This window comes from Spirosoma endophyticum (genome assembly GCF_900112365.1).
GTDB lineage: Bacteria > Bacteroidota > Bacteroidia > Cytophagales > Spirosomataceae > Spirosoma > Spirosoma endophyticum.
On the sequence record NZ_FOLQ01000022.1, the window covers coordinates 20,655 to 39,843 of the forward strand.

General features: G+C 49.8%; 15 protein-coding genes. 3 read left to right on the top strand and 12 right to left on the bottom strand.

The window, feature by feature from the left end:
* Nucleotides 1–53 precede the first annotated feature (53 nt).
* The 7 genes from BM202_RS30165 to msrA form a co-directional block, all read right to left on the bottom strand.
* Nucleotides 54–1,763 carry a S8 family serine peptidase gene (locus tag BM202_RS30165; RefSeq protein WP_093833251.1) on the bottom strand — a complete coding sequence of 570 codons (1,710 nt, stop codon included), beginning with the start codon at nucleotides 1,761–1,763 and terminating at the stop codon, nucleotides 54–56.
* Nucleotides 1,764–1,833: 70 nt separating this feature from the next.
* Nucleotides 1,834–2,094, bottom strand: coding sequence for a hypothetical protein (locus BM202_RS30170; RefSeq protein ID WP_093833253.1), 261 nt, complete (start codon nucleotides 2,092–2,094; stop codon nucleotides 1,834–1,836).
* A gap of 246 nt (nucleotides 2,095–2,340) precedes the next feature.
* Nucleotides 2,341–2,844: a hypothetical protein gene (locus BM202_RS30175; protein ID WP_093833255.1), complete on the bottom strand. Its 504-nt coding sequence runs from the start codon at nucleotides 2,842–2,844 to the stop codon at nucleotides 2,341–2,343.
* An 84-nt stretch (nucleotides 2,845–2,928) separates the two neighbouring features.
* Entirely contained in the window at nucleotides 2,929–3,975 is a 1,047-nt protein-coding gene (locus BM202_RS30180; RefSeq protein WP_093833257.1) for an acetate and sugar kinases/Hsc70/actin family protein, read from the bottom strand.
* 112 nt (nucleotides 3,976–4,087) lie between these two features.
* On the bottom strand, nucleotides 4,088–5,101 hold the full coding sequence (locus BM202_RS30185) for a hypothetical protein (protein WP_093833259.1): 1,014 nt from the start codon (nucleotides 5,099–5,101) through the stop codon (nucleotides 4,088–4,090).
* 104 nt (nucleotides 5,102–5,205) lie between these two features.
* Nucleotides 5,206–5,937 carry a hypothetical protein gene (locus BM202_RS30190; protein ID WP_093833261.1) on the bottom strand — a complete coding sequence of 244 codons (732 nt, stop codon included), beginning with the start codon at nucleotides 5,935–5,937 and terminating at the stop codon, nucleotides 5,206–5,208.
* A 149-nt stretch (nucleotides 5,938–6,086) separates the two neighbouring features.
* Complete coding sequence (gene msrA / locus BM202_RS30195; protein ID WP_093833263.1) at nucleotides 6,087–6,743, bottom strand: peptide-methionine (S)-S-oxide reductase MsrA; 657 nt, start codon at nucleotides 6,741–6,743, stop codon at nucleotides 6,087–6,089.
* Nucleotides 6,744–6,853: 110 nt separating this feature from the next.
* Between msrA and miaE the strand changes: the two genes are divergently transcribed.
* Nucleotides 6,854–7,450: a MiaE family protein gene (gene miaE / locus BM202_RS30200; RefSeq protein WP_093833264.1), complete on the top strand. Its 597-nt coding sequence runs from the start codon at nucleotides 6,854–6,856 to the stop codon at nucleotides 7,448–7,450.
* Between the two features lie 204 nt (nucleotides 7,451–7,654).
* Here the strand turns inward: miaE and BM202_RS30205 are convergent, their stop codons facing one another.
* The 3 genes from BM202_RS30205 to BM202_RS30215 form a co-directional block, all read right to left on the bottom strand.
* The gene (locus BM202_RS30205; RefSeq protein WP_093833265.1) at nucleotides 7,655–8,770 is read right to left on the bottom strand and encodes a DKNYY domain-containing protein; all 1,116 of its coding nucleotides are present in this window, start codon (nucleotides 8,768–8,770) and stop codon (nucleotides 7,655–7,657) included.
* A gap of 57 nt (nucleotides 8,771–8,827) precedes the next feature.
* On the bottom strand, nucleotides 8,828–9,412 hold the full coding sequence (locus BM202_RS30210) for a hypothetical protein (RefSeq protein ID WP_245776848.1): 585 nt from the start codon (nucleotides 9,410–9,412) through the stop codon (nucleotides 8,828–8,830).
* Nucleotides 9,413–9,644: 232 nt separating this feature from the next.
* Nucleotides 9,645–11,186, bottom strand: coding sequence for an MFS transporter (locus tag BM202_RS30215; protein ID WP_093833267.1), 1,542 nt, complete (start codon nucleotides 11,184–11,186; stop codon nucleotides 9,645–9,647).
* Nucleotides 11,187–11,457: 271 nt separating this feature from the next.
* Between BM202_RS30215 and BM202_RS30220 the strand changes: the two genes are divergently transcribed.
* On the top strand, nucleotides 11,458–12,441 hold the full coding sequence (locus BM202_RS30220) for a lipid A deacylase LpxR family protein (RefSeq protein WP_093833269.1): 984 nt from the start codon (nucleotides 11,458–11,460) through the stop codon (nucleotides 12,439–12,441).
* 160 nt (nucleotides 12,442–12,601) lie between these two features.
* The gene (locus BM202_RS30225; protein ID WP_093833271.1) at nucleotides 12,602–15,730 is read left to right on the top strand and encodes a PD-(D/E)XK nuclease family protein; all 3,129 of its coding nucleotides are present in this window, start codon (nucleotides 12,602–12,604) and stop codon (nucleotides 15,728–15,730) included.
* Between the two features lie 471 nt (nucleotides 15,731–16,201).
* Here the strand turns inward: BM202_RS30225 and BM202_RS30230 are convergent, their stop codons facing one another.
* Nucleotides 16,202–17,209, bottom strand: a complete 1,008-nt coding sequence (locus BM202_RS30230) for a cation diffusion facilitator family transporter (protein WP_093833273.1) — start codon at nucleotides 17,207–17,209, stop codon at nucleotides 16,202–16,204.
* Between the two features lie 155 nt (nucleotides 17,210–17,364).
* A complete protein-coding gene (locus tag BM202_RS30235; RefSeq protein WP_093833275.1) occupies nucleotides 17,365–19,185 on the bottom strand; it encodes a M61 family metallopeptidase in 1,821 nt (606 codons plus the stop codon).
* Nucleotides 19,186–19,189: the final 4 nt, after the last annotated feature.

Sequence of the window (19,189 nt, forward strand, 5' to 3'; positions counted from 1 at the left end):
ATCAGTAATCGCGTGCATTAGCCCACCGTATATTATAAACCGTATACCAAACCTCACTGTTTCACCACTTTTAATGTACGTTTCTTGTCGCCTGCCACGAGCGACATAAAGTAGATACCGGTCGATAAGCCGAGCCTGGGTAATACAAAGGCTGCCAGGCCTGGAGAAGTATAGCGATTCTGCCACACAATGCGTCCGGTAACATCCGTTAACGTAGCGTCGAGCGGGACGTTTGCTTCGATTTCACCCCATTGAACGCCCAGGTCCTGAGTGTCGCTAAACGGATTGGGAAAAACGAATAACTGGTCGTAGGCATTGGAAATGGTTGAGGCACGCTCAAAATTTGGAATACCGTAGCCCATCAAATCGTCGGGATACCCGTACTGGCTCCCCGATCGGCGTAGCGCGTCGGTTACCTGCGCGGCTGTCATCCGCGGATGGGCCTGCCAGAAACCAGCTACCAGACCGGCTATCAGGGGCGCAGCAAAGGACGTACCGTCACCCTGGGCGATCTGCCCATTTTGATTCCCCACGACCGTTCCCTGGCCGCGCGCATCCAGATCCGGTTTTACACGCCCATCGGCCGATGGTCCAAATGAACTAAAGGACGCATGCACACCCGACTGCGTAACGGCCCCAATCGCCAGCACCGAAGCCGCATCGGAGGGCGCGGTAATATAATGCCAGCCCGAACTACCTTCGTTACCGGCGGCTACGACGACAACCATGCCTGTTTCGGTGGCTATCTGAGCTGCACGGGTTGATAAAGCCGTTTTACCATCCATATTTTGATACGTGTAGTCGGCCCACGGCGTATCCCTGAATACACTGTAACCAAGTGAAGAACTGATAACATCAACCCCCGCACTATCGGCATATTCGGCGCCGAAAAGCCAGTTGGCTTCTTCTATCTGTTTCTCGCTGTCTGCGTCTTCGGTACGTAGCAAAATGAACGACGCTTTGTAGGCTGTTCCATACAGTTGTTTGTCGGCAGTGGCGGCAATGGCCGACAAACACGATAATCCATGATAGTCATCTTCGTAAACGCTGGTTTCTTTCTTGACAAAATCGTAGGTTGCCAGCACGCGCTTTTCGTCGAAGACGGGTTTCAGAAAGGCAAGTTTGTCGGCATTTCGAAAACCCGCGTCGAGCACACCAATGAGCATACCTTCGCCGTGATAGCCCTGCTGGTGCATTTTGTCGACCCCGAGTTGGGTAAGTTGATATACTGAATTGCCGTAGTCTAACGGCTGATCATCGGCTACACTGTCAACATGATCCCGCACCTTGTTCGAATGGCTACGGGTTTCGGCACTGACGCGAACATTGGCCAGCGACCGATTAAATTCAAGTCCTTTGACAAAAGGCAGGGTTTGGATGGTCGATATGGTGGCTGCGGTGGCTTCTACCAGTACCGCGTTGAGCCAGCGCGACGAAAACCAGATTTTGGCACCCGCCTGTTGCAACTGCGTCACATAGGCCGGATTGACAGGCAGGTCACGCTCCTGAACTGCAATGTTCTGCTTCTGCCGACGAAGAATGGACCGCTGCGACAAAAACTGGTTCGGTTGAGAAACGCTATAGGGTGAGTTGACTTTGTCACGGAGCAAAACCAGGTATTTCTGGGCTGTCTGAGCCAGACCCGTATTCTGAATCAGCAATATCAGCATCAACGAACGACTTGCCTGACGCAGCAGTCGATATAAGGCCGATTTCTTATTCCTTGCTATAGCTACGGATGCGGTATACTTGTCGAATGCCATATTCAAGCTGGGTGTGTCCTAAGCAGAAGGGTTGATAAGCAAAACTGTATTTGTGTCCGCTCTTTGTACATTAACCCAATCTGCCGGGCATACCTATCAATACGTTTATTTTGTGTAAAAAGGGTCGAATCGTTTTGCGCAACAACGGTCCCGTCTCGTCAAATTCTATCCCCTGTACGCGAAAAGGCTGACTGACGTTGCGCCGTTCATAATGATCTGTATCTGATGTATTACGTCGGATGCCATTCCGGAAAAGCTGATCGCTGATTGGGAAGACTAATTTAATGAAATCCTGCCGATTTCCAGTACGGGTGCCTTCGTTATTACGCAATCGGGTGACCAGATGGAATCCGGCTGCCAGTGCTAACTGTAAGAGAACCGCCGATACCGCATGAGTCGATAGGCGGGTGCTCCTGCTACGTCAGCCGCTCCGGTAACTTCCTTGCGTTGATACGTTCGTTGAACGGGCACAACATTCCCCACATATTGACTATCCTGAATATACTAGATAACGGATCGACCCGTTTCCAGCGGAAAATTATCATAACCTGGCCTCAGACATTACATTTACTCATATTCAGAAAATTCGACTCCAGGCGAAGCGAATGATCAGCAGGAGGGCGATAAAGCCAATGACAACGTAGGTGAACGGGACATAGCTGACGGCATACAGGTGGGTACGATCAACGATCCACAAAATACCCATTATGGCTGTCATGAGGGTCAGGAAGCCGGACAGTTTACCGAAACCCGGAATGTACGTAAACGGAATTTTCTGTCGGATTAGCATCAGTGTGCCCGCCATCGTTAAAATGGGAAGCACCTGCGCGCCGAGATTAATATCCCAGATGCTCTGGCGTTCAAACAGGAAAAGATAAACGTTCAGGGTGACGGCAAAAATACCCGGAATACAGGCTAAATAAACCAGAACGGCATATACGTATCGCCATTTCCAGATTTCTTCCGCCGTATTCCCCGACCATAAATTCACTAAAAAAGCTCCTGTCGGCACAGCCATCAGGAGCAAAAAAAGTATAGCCGGGTGGCCCGATATGGACTCAAAAATAGCGCGGAGGGTCATGGGGGAAGGGGCATTGAGCACGGGGCTTGGAGCAAGGATCACGGGTTGTTTTCGCCGTGCGCCCCGCTCCAAGCCCCATGCTTTTTATTTCAACGTTAGCAAATAACCGATGGTAAAGTTGGCATCCCAGTCGAAAACGAACTGGTCGCAGCCCGTCGCGTCGGCGATGGCTTTGTAGATGTTCAGCCCCGCTTTCGATTTCGCATTGTCGAGTTTATAAGCCGATGGCGCGTCAAGAACGGTGTAGCGTTCTTTGCCTTTCCGAACACTCTTCGCCAGCTCAAATGGTACACCCCCAATAATGAAGCAGGTTTTGCGGTGATCACTTGGCACCTGCTTTGCTTTCGCCTGCACATCGGTAGCAACCGTTTCGTCGCTGGTTCCATTCTGGAAATACTTAGCCCCGTAGGTTTCCAGCGCTTTGGTTGAGCCGCCTTCTTTCCAGGAAATCTTGGTGTTCCCCGAGCCAATATCCGCTACGAACGAATTGTCAGCATATTCGGCTGGGAGTACCGCCCGCAACCCCAGCGAACCTTCCTGTTCAGGCGTAACCGTATTGACTACGTAGTTGAGTGTTTTCAGGGCTTTGATAATTTTCTGGGTTCCCTCGGCTTTAACCGCTCCCGAGCTAACCACAAACTGAATATCACGACCGCCAACCCCAAAGTCGAGCATTTTGCCGATGTAGCTCTTCAAACCTGCCCGGATGTCATCATCCGACGCCATGTTTTCGATGACGAGACTATTGCCAAACTCAGCTTTTTCGAGTTTCCAGTGTTTCTGGTCATCAATCCGAACGATGAACGAGTTGAAGCCGCTGGCCCCCATTTCGACAACCCCTTTTAGCTTGCCATTCTGGGGTTCTGGGGGTGTAAATGTGAACGATTTCTGCGACTGATTGCTGGAGGCTTCACTCGACGATTTATCATCCGATGCGCTGGATTCCTCCACGGCCCCTTCAGCGGTTTTGTCATCCGCGCGGGGCAGCGTTTGCGATTCAGAATATTCTTTGTCTTTGGGCGCCAGTTTGCGCAAAGCGGCATTACCACCGAAGTAGCGGAAGGCAAAGAAGGCAGCGCCCAGTATCAGGGCCGTAATGAGTAGCCGACCGGCCACGGTTAAACGTTGCATAGTTTTAAAGGTGAAAGAGTGAACCGGAACGCCGGAGCGGAGCGAAAGAGTGAGTAAAAACCTGCGTCAGCTTTTCGCGCTTTCGCTCATTCACTCTTTCGCTCTTTAAAAATTAGTCAAGCAAATTTTTATACCCGGCATCTTTAGCCGGGGTAGGGCCGAGGTTAACTGGTTGAGCAGGGGCATCTAACTGAACCATCTTGAACTCCCCTTTATTGTAAGCCTCAAGCAAAGCCTCGCCTTTGTCCGACAGAATGCCATTCTGAATATCTACGCCGTTAATGAAGTCCATCGAAAGGTCCATGGCCCGCTTCATTTCGCCGAGTTTCATGCTCATATCGTCCTGAATGTATTCCATCGACTGGTCGAAGTAAAACTTCTTGTCAGGGTCGCCTTTGAAGATGCTAACCGCCGTTTTGAGCGCGTTCGAACTATCTTTAACGATCTGGTATTCAGTTTCTTTGAGCCGAACTTTGATTTCGGTTTCCTTGATGATGTAGTCGGCGCTCTGGTTTACTTTTTCCATGAACGCCAGCACATTTTTCATGTTCCGCTGAAGGGGTAGCAACTTCTCGTTCATCTCCTGCAAACCCGCTCCTTCGATAGTGGCCAGTTGCGCTGTTTCGCGCATGCCGGGTTTGTCACTCAATGAATTCGCCTTGTTGGCTTCCGCAAATTTCTGCTTGATCGTCTCGTTGTTCTCGTTAATTTTTTTGTTCAGCTTCACCAACTGCCCGGCCAGAATATTGATCTGTCCCTGCATCTTCTCGCGCTTCTCTTTTAAATCCTGAATGTAGATTTTCATGATGGCGATGGGATTCAGTTGAATGACCGTGCCCGTAATGCTGCGCATCAATGTTTTAAACAGGAAGAAAACCGCCGTCCGAACATCTTTGCTCGTGAACAGGAAAATCAGTACGCCCAACGCACCCAGTAACAGCGCCAGTTCGAGAATATTCGACGTAGCACGGATCAGAAATTCAACGATTCGGTTGAAGTAAACCAATCCCAGACCAGCCACCCCGGCCAGTGTGATCATACCTAGAATACCTTCGGGGCGGCTCCAGAACGAACGCTTCTCTACGTCCGTATTGCCGCCAAGTTGAGAAAAATCAGGTGTTGCCATTTAGTTTTAAGTTATAGGTTTTTGGGTATTCGGTTTACGGTTTTTGGTTGGCTGACACTTAGTTTCTTTCGCCGGTCCGCCAGCCAAAACCGAGAACCGAACACCTATTTCAAATACTGCGCCATTTTAGCAATGTCAGCTTTAATTTGGTCGGTAAAGTGCGCAAACGTCGACTCGTAGTTTTTCTGATTCTGCGTGATTTTTGCACTTTGCTCGTTTACTTCGCCACCAATCGCCGTCAGTCGGTTTGTGTTAGCGTCAATCTGCTTCTGAATCTCGATCAACTGTTTGGCCAGGTTTTCATTTTCCATTTGCAGACGCTTTTGTTCTGTCTGCAGGCCGCCCACCCGTTCGGCCAGGGCTGCTTCAACACTTTTGCCAAAGGCTGTCTGATCCTTATTCAGTACCGCAATGTATTGATTGGCTGTATTCGTCAACACACCTATGTCGGCCGGACCGCCAAGCGCCTTAAAACTTGCCCAGGCCGCCTGATACTGCTTGTCTTCCGGCAGGCCAAGGTTGCTTAGGCTACGTAGTGTTTCGCGAAACTCGAAATAGTCGGGGCCGGGTGGATTGTTCTGCGCCAGCACATTCGCAAAATGCTCCGCGAACTTCGAATCCACAGCTCCCGACGGAGCCGAAGTAGGCACGTTACCGCCTGATGGCGATGCCGATGCTACCGTTGAGGGACCTGGATCGGTCGAGTTGGTGGCCGGTCTGGGTCCCGAAGCGGCTGAGGCAACGGGTGGCGTTCCGGTTGAAACGGTTCCGGTTTCTTCCTCTTTGACGAAGAAACCCAGGATTTTACGGCCTAGCGATTTATCTGGTTCTGGCATAAAGGTCTGTCGTTTCGGGAGCGCCCGTTCGATCAAAAGATTAAGCAATGTTAAGGGGTTCAGGCCAATCCCGCAATATGAGATTTGGCCGAACGGTTACGGGACTTGACAAATTGCCACAGGGCGTGCCGAATGTTAGGACCATATCCCTATTTCAACCTATCCTCCATCCGGTCTCTGAATTTTTCCACCTTAGGTTTCGAAACAAGCGTAATATACATATTGTACTTGTTGTGGCGATAATAATCCTGGTGATAGACCTCCGCAGGAAAGAATGCCTTAAACGATTCCACCTGAGTGACAATGGGTGCTTTATGATTCGCCTGATCGCGCCGGATGGCCCCTTCAATACGTGTTTTTTCGTCAGGAGTCCTATAAAAAGCAACGGATCGATAATGTTTACCAATGTCGGGGCCTTGTTTGTTCAACTGAGTAGCGTCGTGACCGGCAAAAAAAGCATCCATTAGTACGTCGTAAGAAATCACCTTTGGGTCATAGTAGATTTGTACGGCTTCGGCATGCCCCGTCTGATCTGTACCGACCTGCTCGTAGGTTGGGTAGTCGAGATCACCACCGGCATAGCCAGACACGGCTTCCCGAACACCCCTGAGTGATTTCATTTCTTCCTGCACAGCCCAGAAACAACCCCCAGCTACCGTAGCCACGGCCTCCCCGGAACGTAGCGTCGGTAATTTAGCCGGATTAATGTCGATAACGTTGCTGGTTTTATCGGCTGGTTGCTGATTGCAACCTACCAACAGCCCGACTAAAAATACCTGAAAGACGAAATGAACAACTGATTTCATAAGGCTATCGCTACGTTCGAATAACACAAAACCAGCCCGGTAGGTTATCGCGCATATCGCTAACTTTGCTTTACTTACAACAACTGACTATCGACTTACGACTGTAATCTATGTCGCTCACGACCTTAGGACTTGAACTGCCTACCGACCCACGTTGGGTTAACATCGCCGAAATGAACATCGGTGAAATTCTGATCGATCATGCCTGGTGCGAACAGAAAGCCGCATCGTCGTGTATCTCGCTTATTGTCATGTACACCGACAATGTGAAACTGGTAGAAACATTGACGCCCATCGTGACCGAAGAGTGGGGACATTTCCAGCGTGTACTCAAAGAGCTTAATAAACGGAATATTCCGCTGGGGCGTCAGCGAAAAGATGACTATGTAAATCAACTCCGCACCCGAATTCGCCGGACGAGTGGCGATCAGCAGGGGCAGATGATGGACAACCTGCTGATCAACGCCCTCGTCGAAGCCCGAAGTTGCGAACGTTTTAAACTTCTTTCGGAACATCTGGCCGACGAAAGCTTACAGAAATTCTATCGGGAGTTAATGGTTTCGGAAGCAGGCCATTATCGCACCTTCATCGAGTTGGCCGAGACCTATTTGCCCGCCGAGCGCGTCCGGATACGCTGGAAAGAATTCCTGTCCATAGAAGCCGACATCATGGCCAATCTGGAGGTACGTAGCGACCGGATGCATTAGTCTTACATTACCAGGATTGACAGAATAAAGCAGGGTTAGCCACCAGATACATCCTGTGAATCCTGGTAATGTAAAAGTGGCATAGAAATATAATATTGAAGGGCATACGTCTCCTACAGTCTGGTCTACTATTCGTACCGTAGTGGAATTGAAATGCTGTTGCCTGAGTTTTGTTATATTACATCTGTTTGTTGGTAATGGTAGTTAGTTTAAATCTTTCTCTGGGGTAAATCGTCGGCCAGCGTAGTAGGAATGTTTTTTATCCGCAGCATCCCGATCGGCTTCGTTACGGACGAGTGCAAACGAAGCCAGGTCCGCTCCGTTCAACACGTTTCCGTTGTAGTAAACACGTTTATCATCTTTGGCGTATCCGGATTCAAGAACTGTGAAGGATGTTATATCAGCTTCTTCAATGCGGCTGCCTTTATGAAAAACGGCTTTATTGTCCCAAGCATAGTTATCTGATACTAATTTAAACGACGCTTTATCGGCCTCTCTGATCCATTTCTCCTGGAAATAAAGGTGCGTGCTGTCGGAGGCATAATCAATGGTCGACTCATCCCATTGTTTAAACGTGGCTGGGTCAGCCGCTTCTACTACGTTATGTTTATAAAAAGCGTGGTCTTTATCCAGCGCATAGTACATACCAGCGGTGGTAAACTTGTTTGGATCAGCCTCATGAATGACGCGAATGCCCGAGGCTGACTTTCCAGCCGGCGTATCCAGCCTGGTCCAGGAGTAATAAACGGCTTGCTGATCCCTAGAAAAATTTCTGCTTAACACCGCAAAGGAACTGCCGTTGCTGCCAGGGATTGGCTTAAACTCAAAATAGCCCACCTGCTTATCTTTCCCAAATCCGTAATCGAGGGGTTCAAAGGAGGCCACGTCGTTCACGGCAAAGCCTGAATCTTTATAGTAACAACGAAACTTATCTTTCGCATACTCATTGCGAATAGCTACAAAAGAGCCCACATCGGCCGTAGGAATCGAAATGATCTTATCCTTTCGGGTCGTATTGAACAACTGAAAGTCAATGTAATTATCACAATAAAAAACGGTTGCCCGGTCTTTGCCAAAATGGTCATCGAGCGCCGTAAAACTGGCCCCATTTGCGCCATCAATAGATAGTCCCCGATAATACGCCCTACGTTTATCTTTGGCAAAAACGTCATTCAGGGCCACGAACGTAGCCTCGTCTGCTTCATTGATAAGATTGTCTTTATAGTAGACGGAGCCATTTTTCGTCTGATAACCGGAATTTTTACAGGACGTCAGCCATCCCAGTTCAAGAAGAGAAAACAGAAAGGGGAGAAATTTCATGGTTCACAAATAGCTGAGATGGCGGACAGAATTGATGAAGACTAATTTTCCTGCCATTTATTCCTGGCTGATATTCAGGATTTCGTTGATCAGCCAGCCATTACCACTACGTATCAATCGGAATTGGTAGGCGTCAAATAAGGTAAATGTTACTGTTGCCCGGTTTTTTACGATCGTTACGGTGTCAATTTTTAGCGATTTCAGGGAAGCCAGCATCATGTCGACATCCTGCGTAAGAAGCACCAGATCATAGTCAAATCCGGTGGGTGGACCTTCGATCTGGGGGATTTTTTGAAAGCCTTCATTACGTTGCCTGAAAAATATCCGCCATTCATTCAGGTAGGCATCGGTCAGGAGATGGCTGCTTTTAAGATAAGCCAGGTAGCGTTCTCCATTTGGTAAATTAACCGAATAAGGCTTCCCCGCTTTTTGATTGACTAACGAAATGCGGCTGGCTACCTGAATGTGAGTTTTATACCAGACCAGGAACGTAATGACGGTTTGCCTGGCCTGGACAGGGTCATTGGGGGCCACAATAGCCATGTCAGCACAGGGCCGGGCACGTAGCAGATCCTTGCGGTGATCGGCTGGCGCGATGAAACTTATCAACGCTAAGGTTACGGTTATACCTGTAGATTTCATTCGTTGGACTGTTTTGTGGAGTAGGGCAGACTGCCACGTAGCAGACAAGCAATTTGTTGCCATGTAGCAGAAGGCAAACGAGTGTATTCATACGCTAACTTGCCCGACAAAAGTAGGTATGTCGCTATCGATCCGTTAGGGGTGATTAACAACGGGATGCTCTGAAGTAACAGCAGGCAACTTTGCCTGTATACTTAGCAGCCATATAAGTACGTTGCGCAGATACTAAGGCTCAGGCCAATACTTTCTGGCGGGTTTCTACCCAGACCGTAGCCATAAGGGCACTCAACCAGGCCAGCCCTGTGCAGCCCCACATCACAAGCTGAAATGTGTGCAGAAAGGCCAGCTTGATGGTTTTTTGCAGTTCGATTCGATGGGTAAACGTAACGCCCTCCGGCACGCTGATGCCACCTAGTTGATCGGCCTCGGCGCGCAAAGCCGAAACAACGGAAGGTGTGAGATGTAACGGTTTAATGAATTCGATCAATTCATAACGGAAACTGACAATGGCTACTGAACCCGCTATCGCCAGAAATAACACACCAGCCGTTCGGGAAACCGCATTGTTGATGCCCGATGCGGTGCCCGCGTAGTGCGTGGAAACCGAACTCATCACCGCGTTGGTCAGCGGTACGACGGTAAAGATCAGACCTATTCCAAAGAGTAACAGACCTGGCAGAAAGGTGAACCAGTAATGACTCGGACCAGGCGTAAGGCCAATAAACGATAACCACAGAAAAGCAAAACCAACAATAATAGGCCCGATGATCAACGGGAGTCGGGGACCATGCCGGTCTGAAAAACCTCCCGCCCACCGGGAGAATAAAATCAGGGGTAAAGGCAACGCAATAAAGGCCATACCCGCCAGAGCGGGTCGGTACCCCTGAATTTGTACCAGATTGAGCGTCAGGAAAAAAGAGGCTGTACTTAAGGCCCCATATAAGAGCAGTGTGAGCAAGTTGGTCCCGGTGAATGTTCGGGAGGCAAATAAATGGAGGGGTACCAGGGGTGCTTTCTGATGGGTTTCTACCCAGACAAATGCACCTAAACTAGCGAGCCCTCCAACCAGCGAACCGTAGACAGCCGGGTTTGCGGGGCCCAGCGACGACCACATAGTGAAACTGTACGTCAGACCCGCCAGTCCCAAGGACGACAGCAGGCTTCCCCAGTAGTCGATGGGCCCGGTGTCCGATTCGTCACGGGTTTCAGGCACTTTAACATAAATAATGGCAAAAGATGCCAGGCCAAGCGGTAGGTTCAATAAGAAGATATATCGCCACATGCCGGCGTCGGCCAGTAAACCGCCGAGCAAGGGGCCTGCCACCCCCGTGAAAGCACCTGCTGCCGACCACGTACCAATCGCTTTTCCTCGTTTTTTACCCTCAAATAAAGCACTGATAATGGCCAGACTGCCCGGAATCATGAGAGCGCCACCCATACCCTGCAAAATACGCGTGGCAATTAGCCATTCGATAGAAGAAGCCGCTCCACAAGCCGCCGAAGCGACTACAAACAGGGCAATCCCCGTCATCATGATTTTCTTGCGCCCCAACTGGTCGCCCAAAGCACCGCCCATCAAAATCAGGGAAGCCAGCATTAAGGCGTAGGCATTGACAACCCATACCAATTGGGTCGCATTGGCTTTCAGACTTTGCTGGATGACGGGCAACGCTACGTTGAGGGCAGAGGCATCGATAGAGGCCATACTGGAGGCCAGAATCGTAGCTGTCAGTACCCAGTTGCCTGCGTTGGTAGTGGTAAGCTTAACCGCCATAGTTGGTCAATGATCCAGTATTTTCCTGCTTAACAATTGATACGAGCAACTTGCATGGATCGTATACCCGGACGTTACGGAGCTGTACTATCAGACAGGCGATTAGTGGGGTAGCCGCGTAAATGAACAACCGCGTCTGTGACGTTGACGGTTGAACGGAATCTTATCCGACTATGGTACTTCGGTGGAATTGGTAGGCAAGCGCGACCAGACATGGCTCATTAGCAACAATTTGATGAATTTGTCGGTTACTTGAGCGGTCATTAACGCTATGAGTTGCCCGATAAATTTTGTACTAAGATTAGTCATTTTGTGTTGCTTTACCTATTGTGGTTATAGTCAACAGCATCCATATGAGCTAAAAGTTACATCCGAAAATGATAATTACTGCCTGCAGTTTCATGACGGATATTACACAAATGGGTTGTTTTTAACCCTGAACTACCTGCCCAACCGATTAAATAAACGTATCACCGACGCCAATAAGCTCACTAAAATTACGTCCTCTTATCAACTGGGACAACTGATCTTCACGCCCGGTTCTATTGGTCCCGCCATCACGGTTGATCTGATTGACAGACCGTTTGCGGGCTATCTGTTCGCTGAAAAGGGCATGACATTCTTTTACAAAAAAGGGCATGTACTGAAAACTTCAGTAGCCGTGGGTGTGGTCGGGAAAGATGCGCTGGCTGAGCAATCACAGCTCTTTATCCATAGAACCTTCGATCTGATCAAGCCCAAAGGCTGGAATTATCAGGTTAAAAATGAGATAGGCGTCAATCTACAGGGGCAGTACTGGCATGAACTTATTCCCGACTCCTGGCGCAAAACCTGGCTCAATGTTCACGCTACGTCTCAGGTAACAATTGGAAACACGTTCACCAATGCCTCCGCAGGATTTCTGTTTCAGGTGGGCCGTTTTGCCCGACCCGACCAATCGTCTTTATTTAATGCCCGCATTGACCGGGTTCAGGCACCTACCCAAAAAACGACGGAATTGTATGGCTTCTTTCATCCATCCTACCAATATCAATTGTATAATGCCACGGTAGAGGGCGGTCTTTTCAGTTCTAATGCAGGGGCCATTTTGTCTCCTCTCAGGCATTGGGGATATAGGAATGATATTGGGTTTGTCTTTTCGCAGGCCCGATGGACGCTCCAGGTGGTGTATTCATTCAAACAGCGGGAAACCGCACGGATGAGGCAGAATGAACAATACGTTGGCCTGACAACGGCATACCGTTTTGGTCAGTAAGCGCATTACTATGCCCGAATCGTCTATCCGTAACGTAGTGGCATCTATAGCCAGGTCGATAGCCTGCCAAATCAACTAGATTACTGAATTTATCTGACCATTTAGCGAATACTCGCTGACTGGTCAGTTATCTTTACTGTACGACTAACAACAACGACTATTGACTTTTCTTCGGCAAACGGCCCAACGTATTTTTGACACCCACGGTCCCAGCCTGAGTGATGTTTGGGTGATTTTGCCAACCCGCCGGGCCGTGTCTGTATTTCTGGACGAACTGGCTGCACGTTCTGATCGCCCTTTTCTGGCTCCGCATACCCTTGCTGTCGATGATTTCATTACGCAGGCGGCTGGTGTACAACTTATTGACTCCGTTAGTCTGCTCTTTGAACTCTACGATGTCTTTCGGGAGATTGACCCGTTGGTTGAGTTTGAGCAATTTGTGGGGTGGGCATCGATCTTGCTGGCCGACTTCGACCGTATTGACCAATACCTCGTTAGTCCTAATGAACTGTTCAGTTACCTGACGGCGGCCAAAGCCCTCGAACGCTGGCAGGTGGATAGGCCGTCGGCCGCCAAACCCATTGTCGAAACACCGGGCACGACACGCTACTTCAAACTTTTTGAGAATTTACATACGGCCTACAACGCGCTGCATCAACGCCTGACCCAGCAGGGGCTGGCCTACAGAGGTATGGCGTACCGGATTCTAGCCCAAAATGTTGAGTCGCTGATTCGGGACAATACGGCTTATGAGCGCGTTTATTTTGTCGGTTTCAATGCCCTTAGCCGGGCAGAGGAACACATCATAAAAGTCCTGGTCGATGCGCAGCAAGCCGAACTCATTTGGGACGCCGATCAGTATTACATGGGTGACAAAGGCCAGGAAGCGGGCGAATTTCTGCGTCGATACCGGGATAATGGCTGGTTTTTCTCTAAACAAAATCACGCAGACCTTGCCCAGCAAGCCAATAACCTGCTCGGCACCGAAAAAAACATTCGTATCGTCGGCGTGCCGAACGCCAGTATGCAGGCCAAGGTGGCCGGGAAAATTTACAGTGACTGGCAAAATAGTCATCAGTCGTCAGTCAATAGTTATCAGCAACTGACTGACAATCTACTGACAACTGATGACTATCAACTATCGACTAAAAAGACCGCCATCGTGCTGGCTGATGAAACGCTGCTGGTACCGGTGCTCTATGCACTGGATGAAAATGTGACCGATCTGAACGTAACGATGGGTCTGTCGCTACGTTCGTCGTTGTTATTTACGCTGGTCGATACGTTGTTCGAGATGCAGCGAACCGTTCATGAGTTTCGGGCGAAAGACGGTCGTGACCTGCGTATTCCAAAGTTCCACCACCGGCACGTGGTGAAAGTACTAAATCACCCGTTCGTGACGCAGTATGAGCGGATTATGGGCTTGAAATGGCCCGGTGGCGTTCAGGAAAATGGCGAGTTTTTTCCGCCGGAACCGCTGTTTCAGTGGATTGCGAAGACAATCGTGAAAGACCAGCGAGTCTACCTGACCGAGCATGAAATTCAGGCGTTAGGCCAGTATGATCCGCTGGTGCAGGTGCTGTTTACGCGCTGGCCCAATGAAGATCCTATGAAGGCGCTACGTGCTTTCTACGACCTGATCGAACTGCTGCGCGACGTGTACAAAGTCAGTCAGGATGCTATCGAAATTGAATACCTGTATCTGTTTTTTACCCTCCTCAAGCAACTCGAAGCCACGCTGGAGCGGCAGGGGGTAGAGAGCGAGGAGCGAGGAGTGTGGAGAAGGGAGCAAGGACTGGCACAAGGAGACGATGAAATTCCAGGCTCCGCCCCCTATGCTTCAAGCTCCTTGCCCCATGCCACCGTCACCGTGCGTAGTTTTCGGCAGTTTTTGTATGAATTGATTCGGCAAACAAGCATCCCGTTCACAAGCGAAGGAAAGAGCCAGTTACAGATTATGGGGATGCTCGAAACGCGGGCCCTGGATTTTGATCGCGTCATTATTCTGTCCGTGAATGAGGGTATTTTGCCGCAGTCCCGGAAACTGAACTCGCTGATTCCATTCGATATTGCTTCCGAACTTAACCTGCCAACATACCGTGAACAGGAGGCTGTTATGGCCTACCATTTTTACCGATTGCTACAACGGGCCAGCGAGATTGTCTTACTGCATACTACGTCGACCGACGCTTATGGAAACAGCAAGGGAGAACCCAGTCGATTCATTCGGCAGATTGAGCATGAACTGGTACCCCGTTCGAAAGGTCTCGTTCGGATTAGTTACCCAACGGTGCGCTTTGGACGTACAGGCGCCGACACCGTTGCTGACCTGACCGCCCTGCGCGTTCCTAAAACGGAATCTATCCGGGCAGACCTTATCAAAAGCCTGACAACGAAAGGATTATATCCATCACACCTGAACCAGTTTGTCAGTTGCTCGATGCGGTTTTATTTCAGTCGGATAGTCAGTATTAGTGAAGACGAAGATATTGAAGAGAAAATGGGTGCGGCTGAGTTCGGGAGCTGGTTGCACAAAGTAATGGAGCGGTTAGACCTTGAGTATCATCTAAAAGCGTTGCCCATTGATGAGTCAATCATCAAAAAGCTGCTTGACGAAGAGTTTGCTAAGTCGATGAAAGGGCGGGTCATTGAGTCGGGAATGAATTTGTTGCTGTACGAATTAGCGCAGAAACTAATGCTCGACTTTCAACGCCAGCAAAGCAAACTTACCGGCCTGACCGTTATCGGAACCGAGCAAACCCTCGAAACCTATCTGACCGTGCCCATTGATGGAGGAGCGTCAATTCAGGTACGTATTGCCGGAAAAGTTGACCGGATTGAACGCTACGGGGACATTATCCGGATTGTCGATTACAAAACAGGCAAGGTCAGCCTGCCCGAAAAAACGCCCCTGGATCTGGCCGAAAAGCTCCTGAAAGATGGCCGGGAGGATAAAATGCGGCAGTTGTGGCTTTACCGTTATTTGGCCCTTAAAAACATCAGCGCCTACGGGGGATTACCCCGCGACAAAGCAAAAAAAGATATTTTTCCCGCGGTGGGTCTACCCGTAGAAGCAGGTTTTTATTCGTTTCGCGACGTAACGGGTGGGTTTAAATCAAATCCCGTCCGGTTTGGCGACGACGACAGTCCGCAGCAATACATCGACGATTCAGAAGCGTTACTGCGCCAACTGATTCAACAACTACTCGATCCGAACGAGCCTTTTAAGAAGACAGACCAGCTCGAGACCTGCCAATATTGCGATTTTAAAGGCATTTGCGGACGGTGAAGGGGCATAGGGTTTCTGGAAGATTGCCTTTCCCTAGGCCCTTACCCCCATGCCCTCTGCCAGTAAAAAAAGCCTGATCGTAGGGCGACCAGGCTTTCCTATTGAATACAACCTGAATTGAAAAAAGCAATGTTGGATGCTACTCGTTGAGCAGCAAGTGGGACAAAATTGGTAAATAAAAAGATTTAATACAACTATTTCAGTAAAAAATATTGCTTTTACTAACGTTCATGGCTTAAAGTCAAGGACCAGTAACGAATACTAGTTGCCAGACGCCGGGCCAGCGTCGTGCTATCTTATCTTCTTGTAAAAAAACTTAATTTATTTTTAGGTATATAAACGACCGGCCATAGTACTGCTGGTCTTGGTACGACTATTTCGCTGCCCATTGGTTCCTAACCGGGAAAACAGATTTCTTCCGTTGTTGCACCCTGGTACAGGCGAAAGTTAGTTTAACAGGTTGCCTGGTATTCAGGCGTTTGGTGCTACCAACGGGACAAAGTGCTTCTGATTAAGCGGCAGGTTATCAGCGGTCCAGTCTACGTCATTTACAAACGCAAACGCTCGCACCGGGCAATTGGCTACCTGGCAATAATGGCAACATTCCTTCTCGCAGGGGTCGGTGTGCACGAAAATTTCGACTTCGCCCTGAAAGCCAGCTTTGAGCGTATCCTCAAAATGATGCACTTCTTCGTGCACCTGATTTAGCTTCCAGTAATAGGGTAGGGTTAAGTGGCAGTCGATATGCAGATCGGCACCGTATTTCTGAACGCGCAGGTTGTGCACATCAATCCAGTTACGGTCTTTGTGGACGTTCAGGAGGGACACCACGCGATGGAGCGTCGGCACATCGGCTTCGTCCATAAGCCGGGCCACCGACTGGCGGGTAATCTGAAATCCATTATAAATTATGACCAGCGCCAGCACCACCGAGAGCGCACTATCAATCCAGTGTTTGCCGGTCCACAAAACCAGGGCCACGCCTATCATAACGACGATACTACTGAACGTATCGGTGAGCAGATGTTTACCATCGGCCGTCAGGGCTGCAGAATCAGCCTGGTTGCCCGACCGAATAAGCATCCAGCCTACAAAGGCGTTGGCTACGGCTGTCAGGCCCACGAGCGCAAACCCCCAGTCGAGGTTACTAAGCACTTTGGGCTCGAAAAAGCTGTTAATGGCCTGCCAGATAATAACCAGTCCTGCCGATAGGATCATGGCGCCCTCAAATCCAGACGATAGAAATTCGATCTTTCCGTGGCCGTAAGGATGGTTCTGGTCGCGGGGCTGCCCGGCTAAGTAAATGCTGTAAAACGCAAACCCACTGGCTATTACGTTGACAATTGACTCAACCGCATCACTCAGAATAGCCGTTGACGAGGTCAGAAAGTAAGCGGTGAATTTGAGAATCAGCAGGACAATACTTAGGCCCAGCGAGATGCCCATCCAGCGGTATTTCGTTTGTTGACTGACACTCATGCGGGCCTGTGGAATTGCGTTTGGTGCCGCAAAGGTAACGATTCGAAAGGGGAATGTTTACCTGAAATCAGCCGGGGAAAGAGTTTGTCTTCTGGTTAACCACCGGGTTTGGCGTAGTCGGAGACTACGCCAAACGTAACATCTGTCCTCCTGTCTTACTTAACTGCCTTCGGCGCCAGCCAGCTATCCCGAAATTTCTGCATGTCTGGCGTAAGGGCACCCCCCGTTTTTTCGTACAGCTGAACGGAGGTCGCCGGGTTTTCAGCCAGCGTAACTGACGCCGTTTTTGGGTCGCCCCGGTGCGTATAGGCAACCTGAATCACATCGCCGGGTTTGTGCTGGGCAAGCGCTGACTGAATGGCTTCTGTCCTGGTAACGGCCTGGTCATCTACCGCCGTGATTACGTCATCAATGTCCAGACCCGCTTTATAAATGGGCGTTTCCCGGACCGTATTAGCCCCTATAGCCAACCCTTTGTCGGTTTCATTGTAGCGGATATTGCCGAGCCAGGCCTTGCCCTCCTGCGCTTTCTTGAGCGTAAGGCCTGCCTTCGCCAGCAACGTAGCATAATCGATGGCTTCGTGACCGTAGATGTATTTACTGAAAAATGACCTGGCAAAATCGGGCGTCGTTACGCTGCCGAGTACTGTTTGTAAGCCATCGACGGTGTAAGGCTGTTCAGTTTTGCCAAATTTCTTCCAGACGGCCTGCATATACGTATCGAGCGACTGATTGCGCTGGCGTAATTCCAGATCAAGGGCCAGGGCAACGGCTGCTCCATAGGTATAGTAGGACGTGAACATGTTCACGTAATTGTTTTTATCGATAGACACGCCCGCATCAACAAAAACGGCGTGGCTACTGGCGTCAATTGGCGAATAGTGCGTTGCGCCGGGCGTTTGCTGTTTGGTGTAAACAATACCCGACAACGTGTTGGTATAGTCCTCAATGGGTGTGAAACCCGCCCGAACCAGCAGCAACTCCCCGTAATACTGCGTGAAACCTTCGGCAAACCAGAGTTCATAACTCATGTTGCTTTTCTCGAAATTGAATGGCTCCAGCGTTTTTGGGCGAATTCGTTCAACATTCCAGCAGTGGAAAAATTCGTGCGCAAATACACCTAGCACGCGCTCTGGCCCGGTGAAGGCAATGGGAACGGCGATCATAGTTGAGTTGCGGTGTTCCATACCATCACCCCGAACATAGGGGTTCAAACTGGCCAGGAACGTATAGCTGCCGTAATCGTATTGCGGAAATTCACCATAAACGGCCTTCGCCTGATCGACAATGCGGGCAATTTTCTTCGCGAATCCATCGGCAGTTGAGTCGGGCACGGCGGCTTCCAGCGCTACCCGAAAGGTAATGGGCTTGCCATCCGAATTGGTACGTTGCCATTCCTTTACAGCCAACTTTCCGATTTTCGTAGGCGAGTCCATGAAGTACTGAAAATTAGGGGCCGTAAACGTAAAGCGGTCAGCCGTAGGTTCCAACTGCGTGGCGACTACGCCCATATTTTCACTCGGCACGTTAAACTTCACCTCAATCGGCCGCTGGTCGAACCCCTTGATCCATAGGAACGTAGCAGGCATGTTCAGGTGAATGCTCTGCGGATCAATGCCCAGGTAAGTGCCGTCTGGATGGTTGCCAAATAGCGTGTAGCTGATCTTGATCGTACCGTTGTGGATAGGCACCGTGTAGACGTCGCCCTCTGTGCGAACGAGTGTCAGCGGCTTATTCTGCTCATCTACTGCTGTAACATTATAAACGTTCTTCCCAAACTCGTGGGTGGCATACCGTCCCGGCGACGAACGACTCATTCGGAACGTAGCGGTCTGTTTCGGCAACTGCGAAACCGTCAGGCTAATCCGGGCTTCGTGGTGAATGGCGTTCGGAAAGGAAACGTCATACCGGATAGTCTGGGCGTAACTGACGTGAAAAAGAAAAAAAGAAAGAAGGAGCAGTGTAGTGGTTTTCATGTTG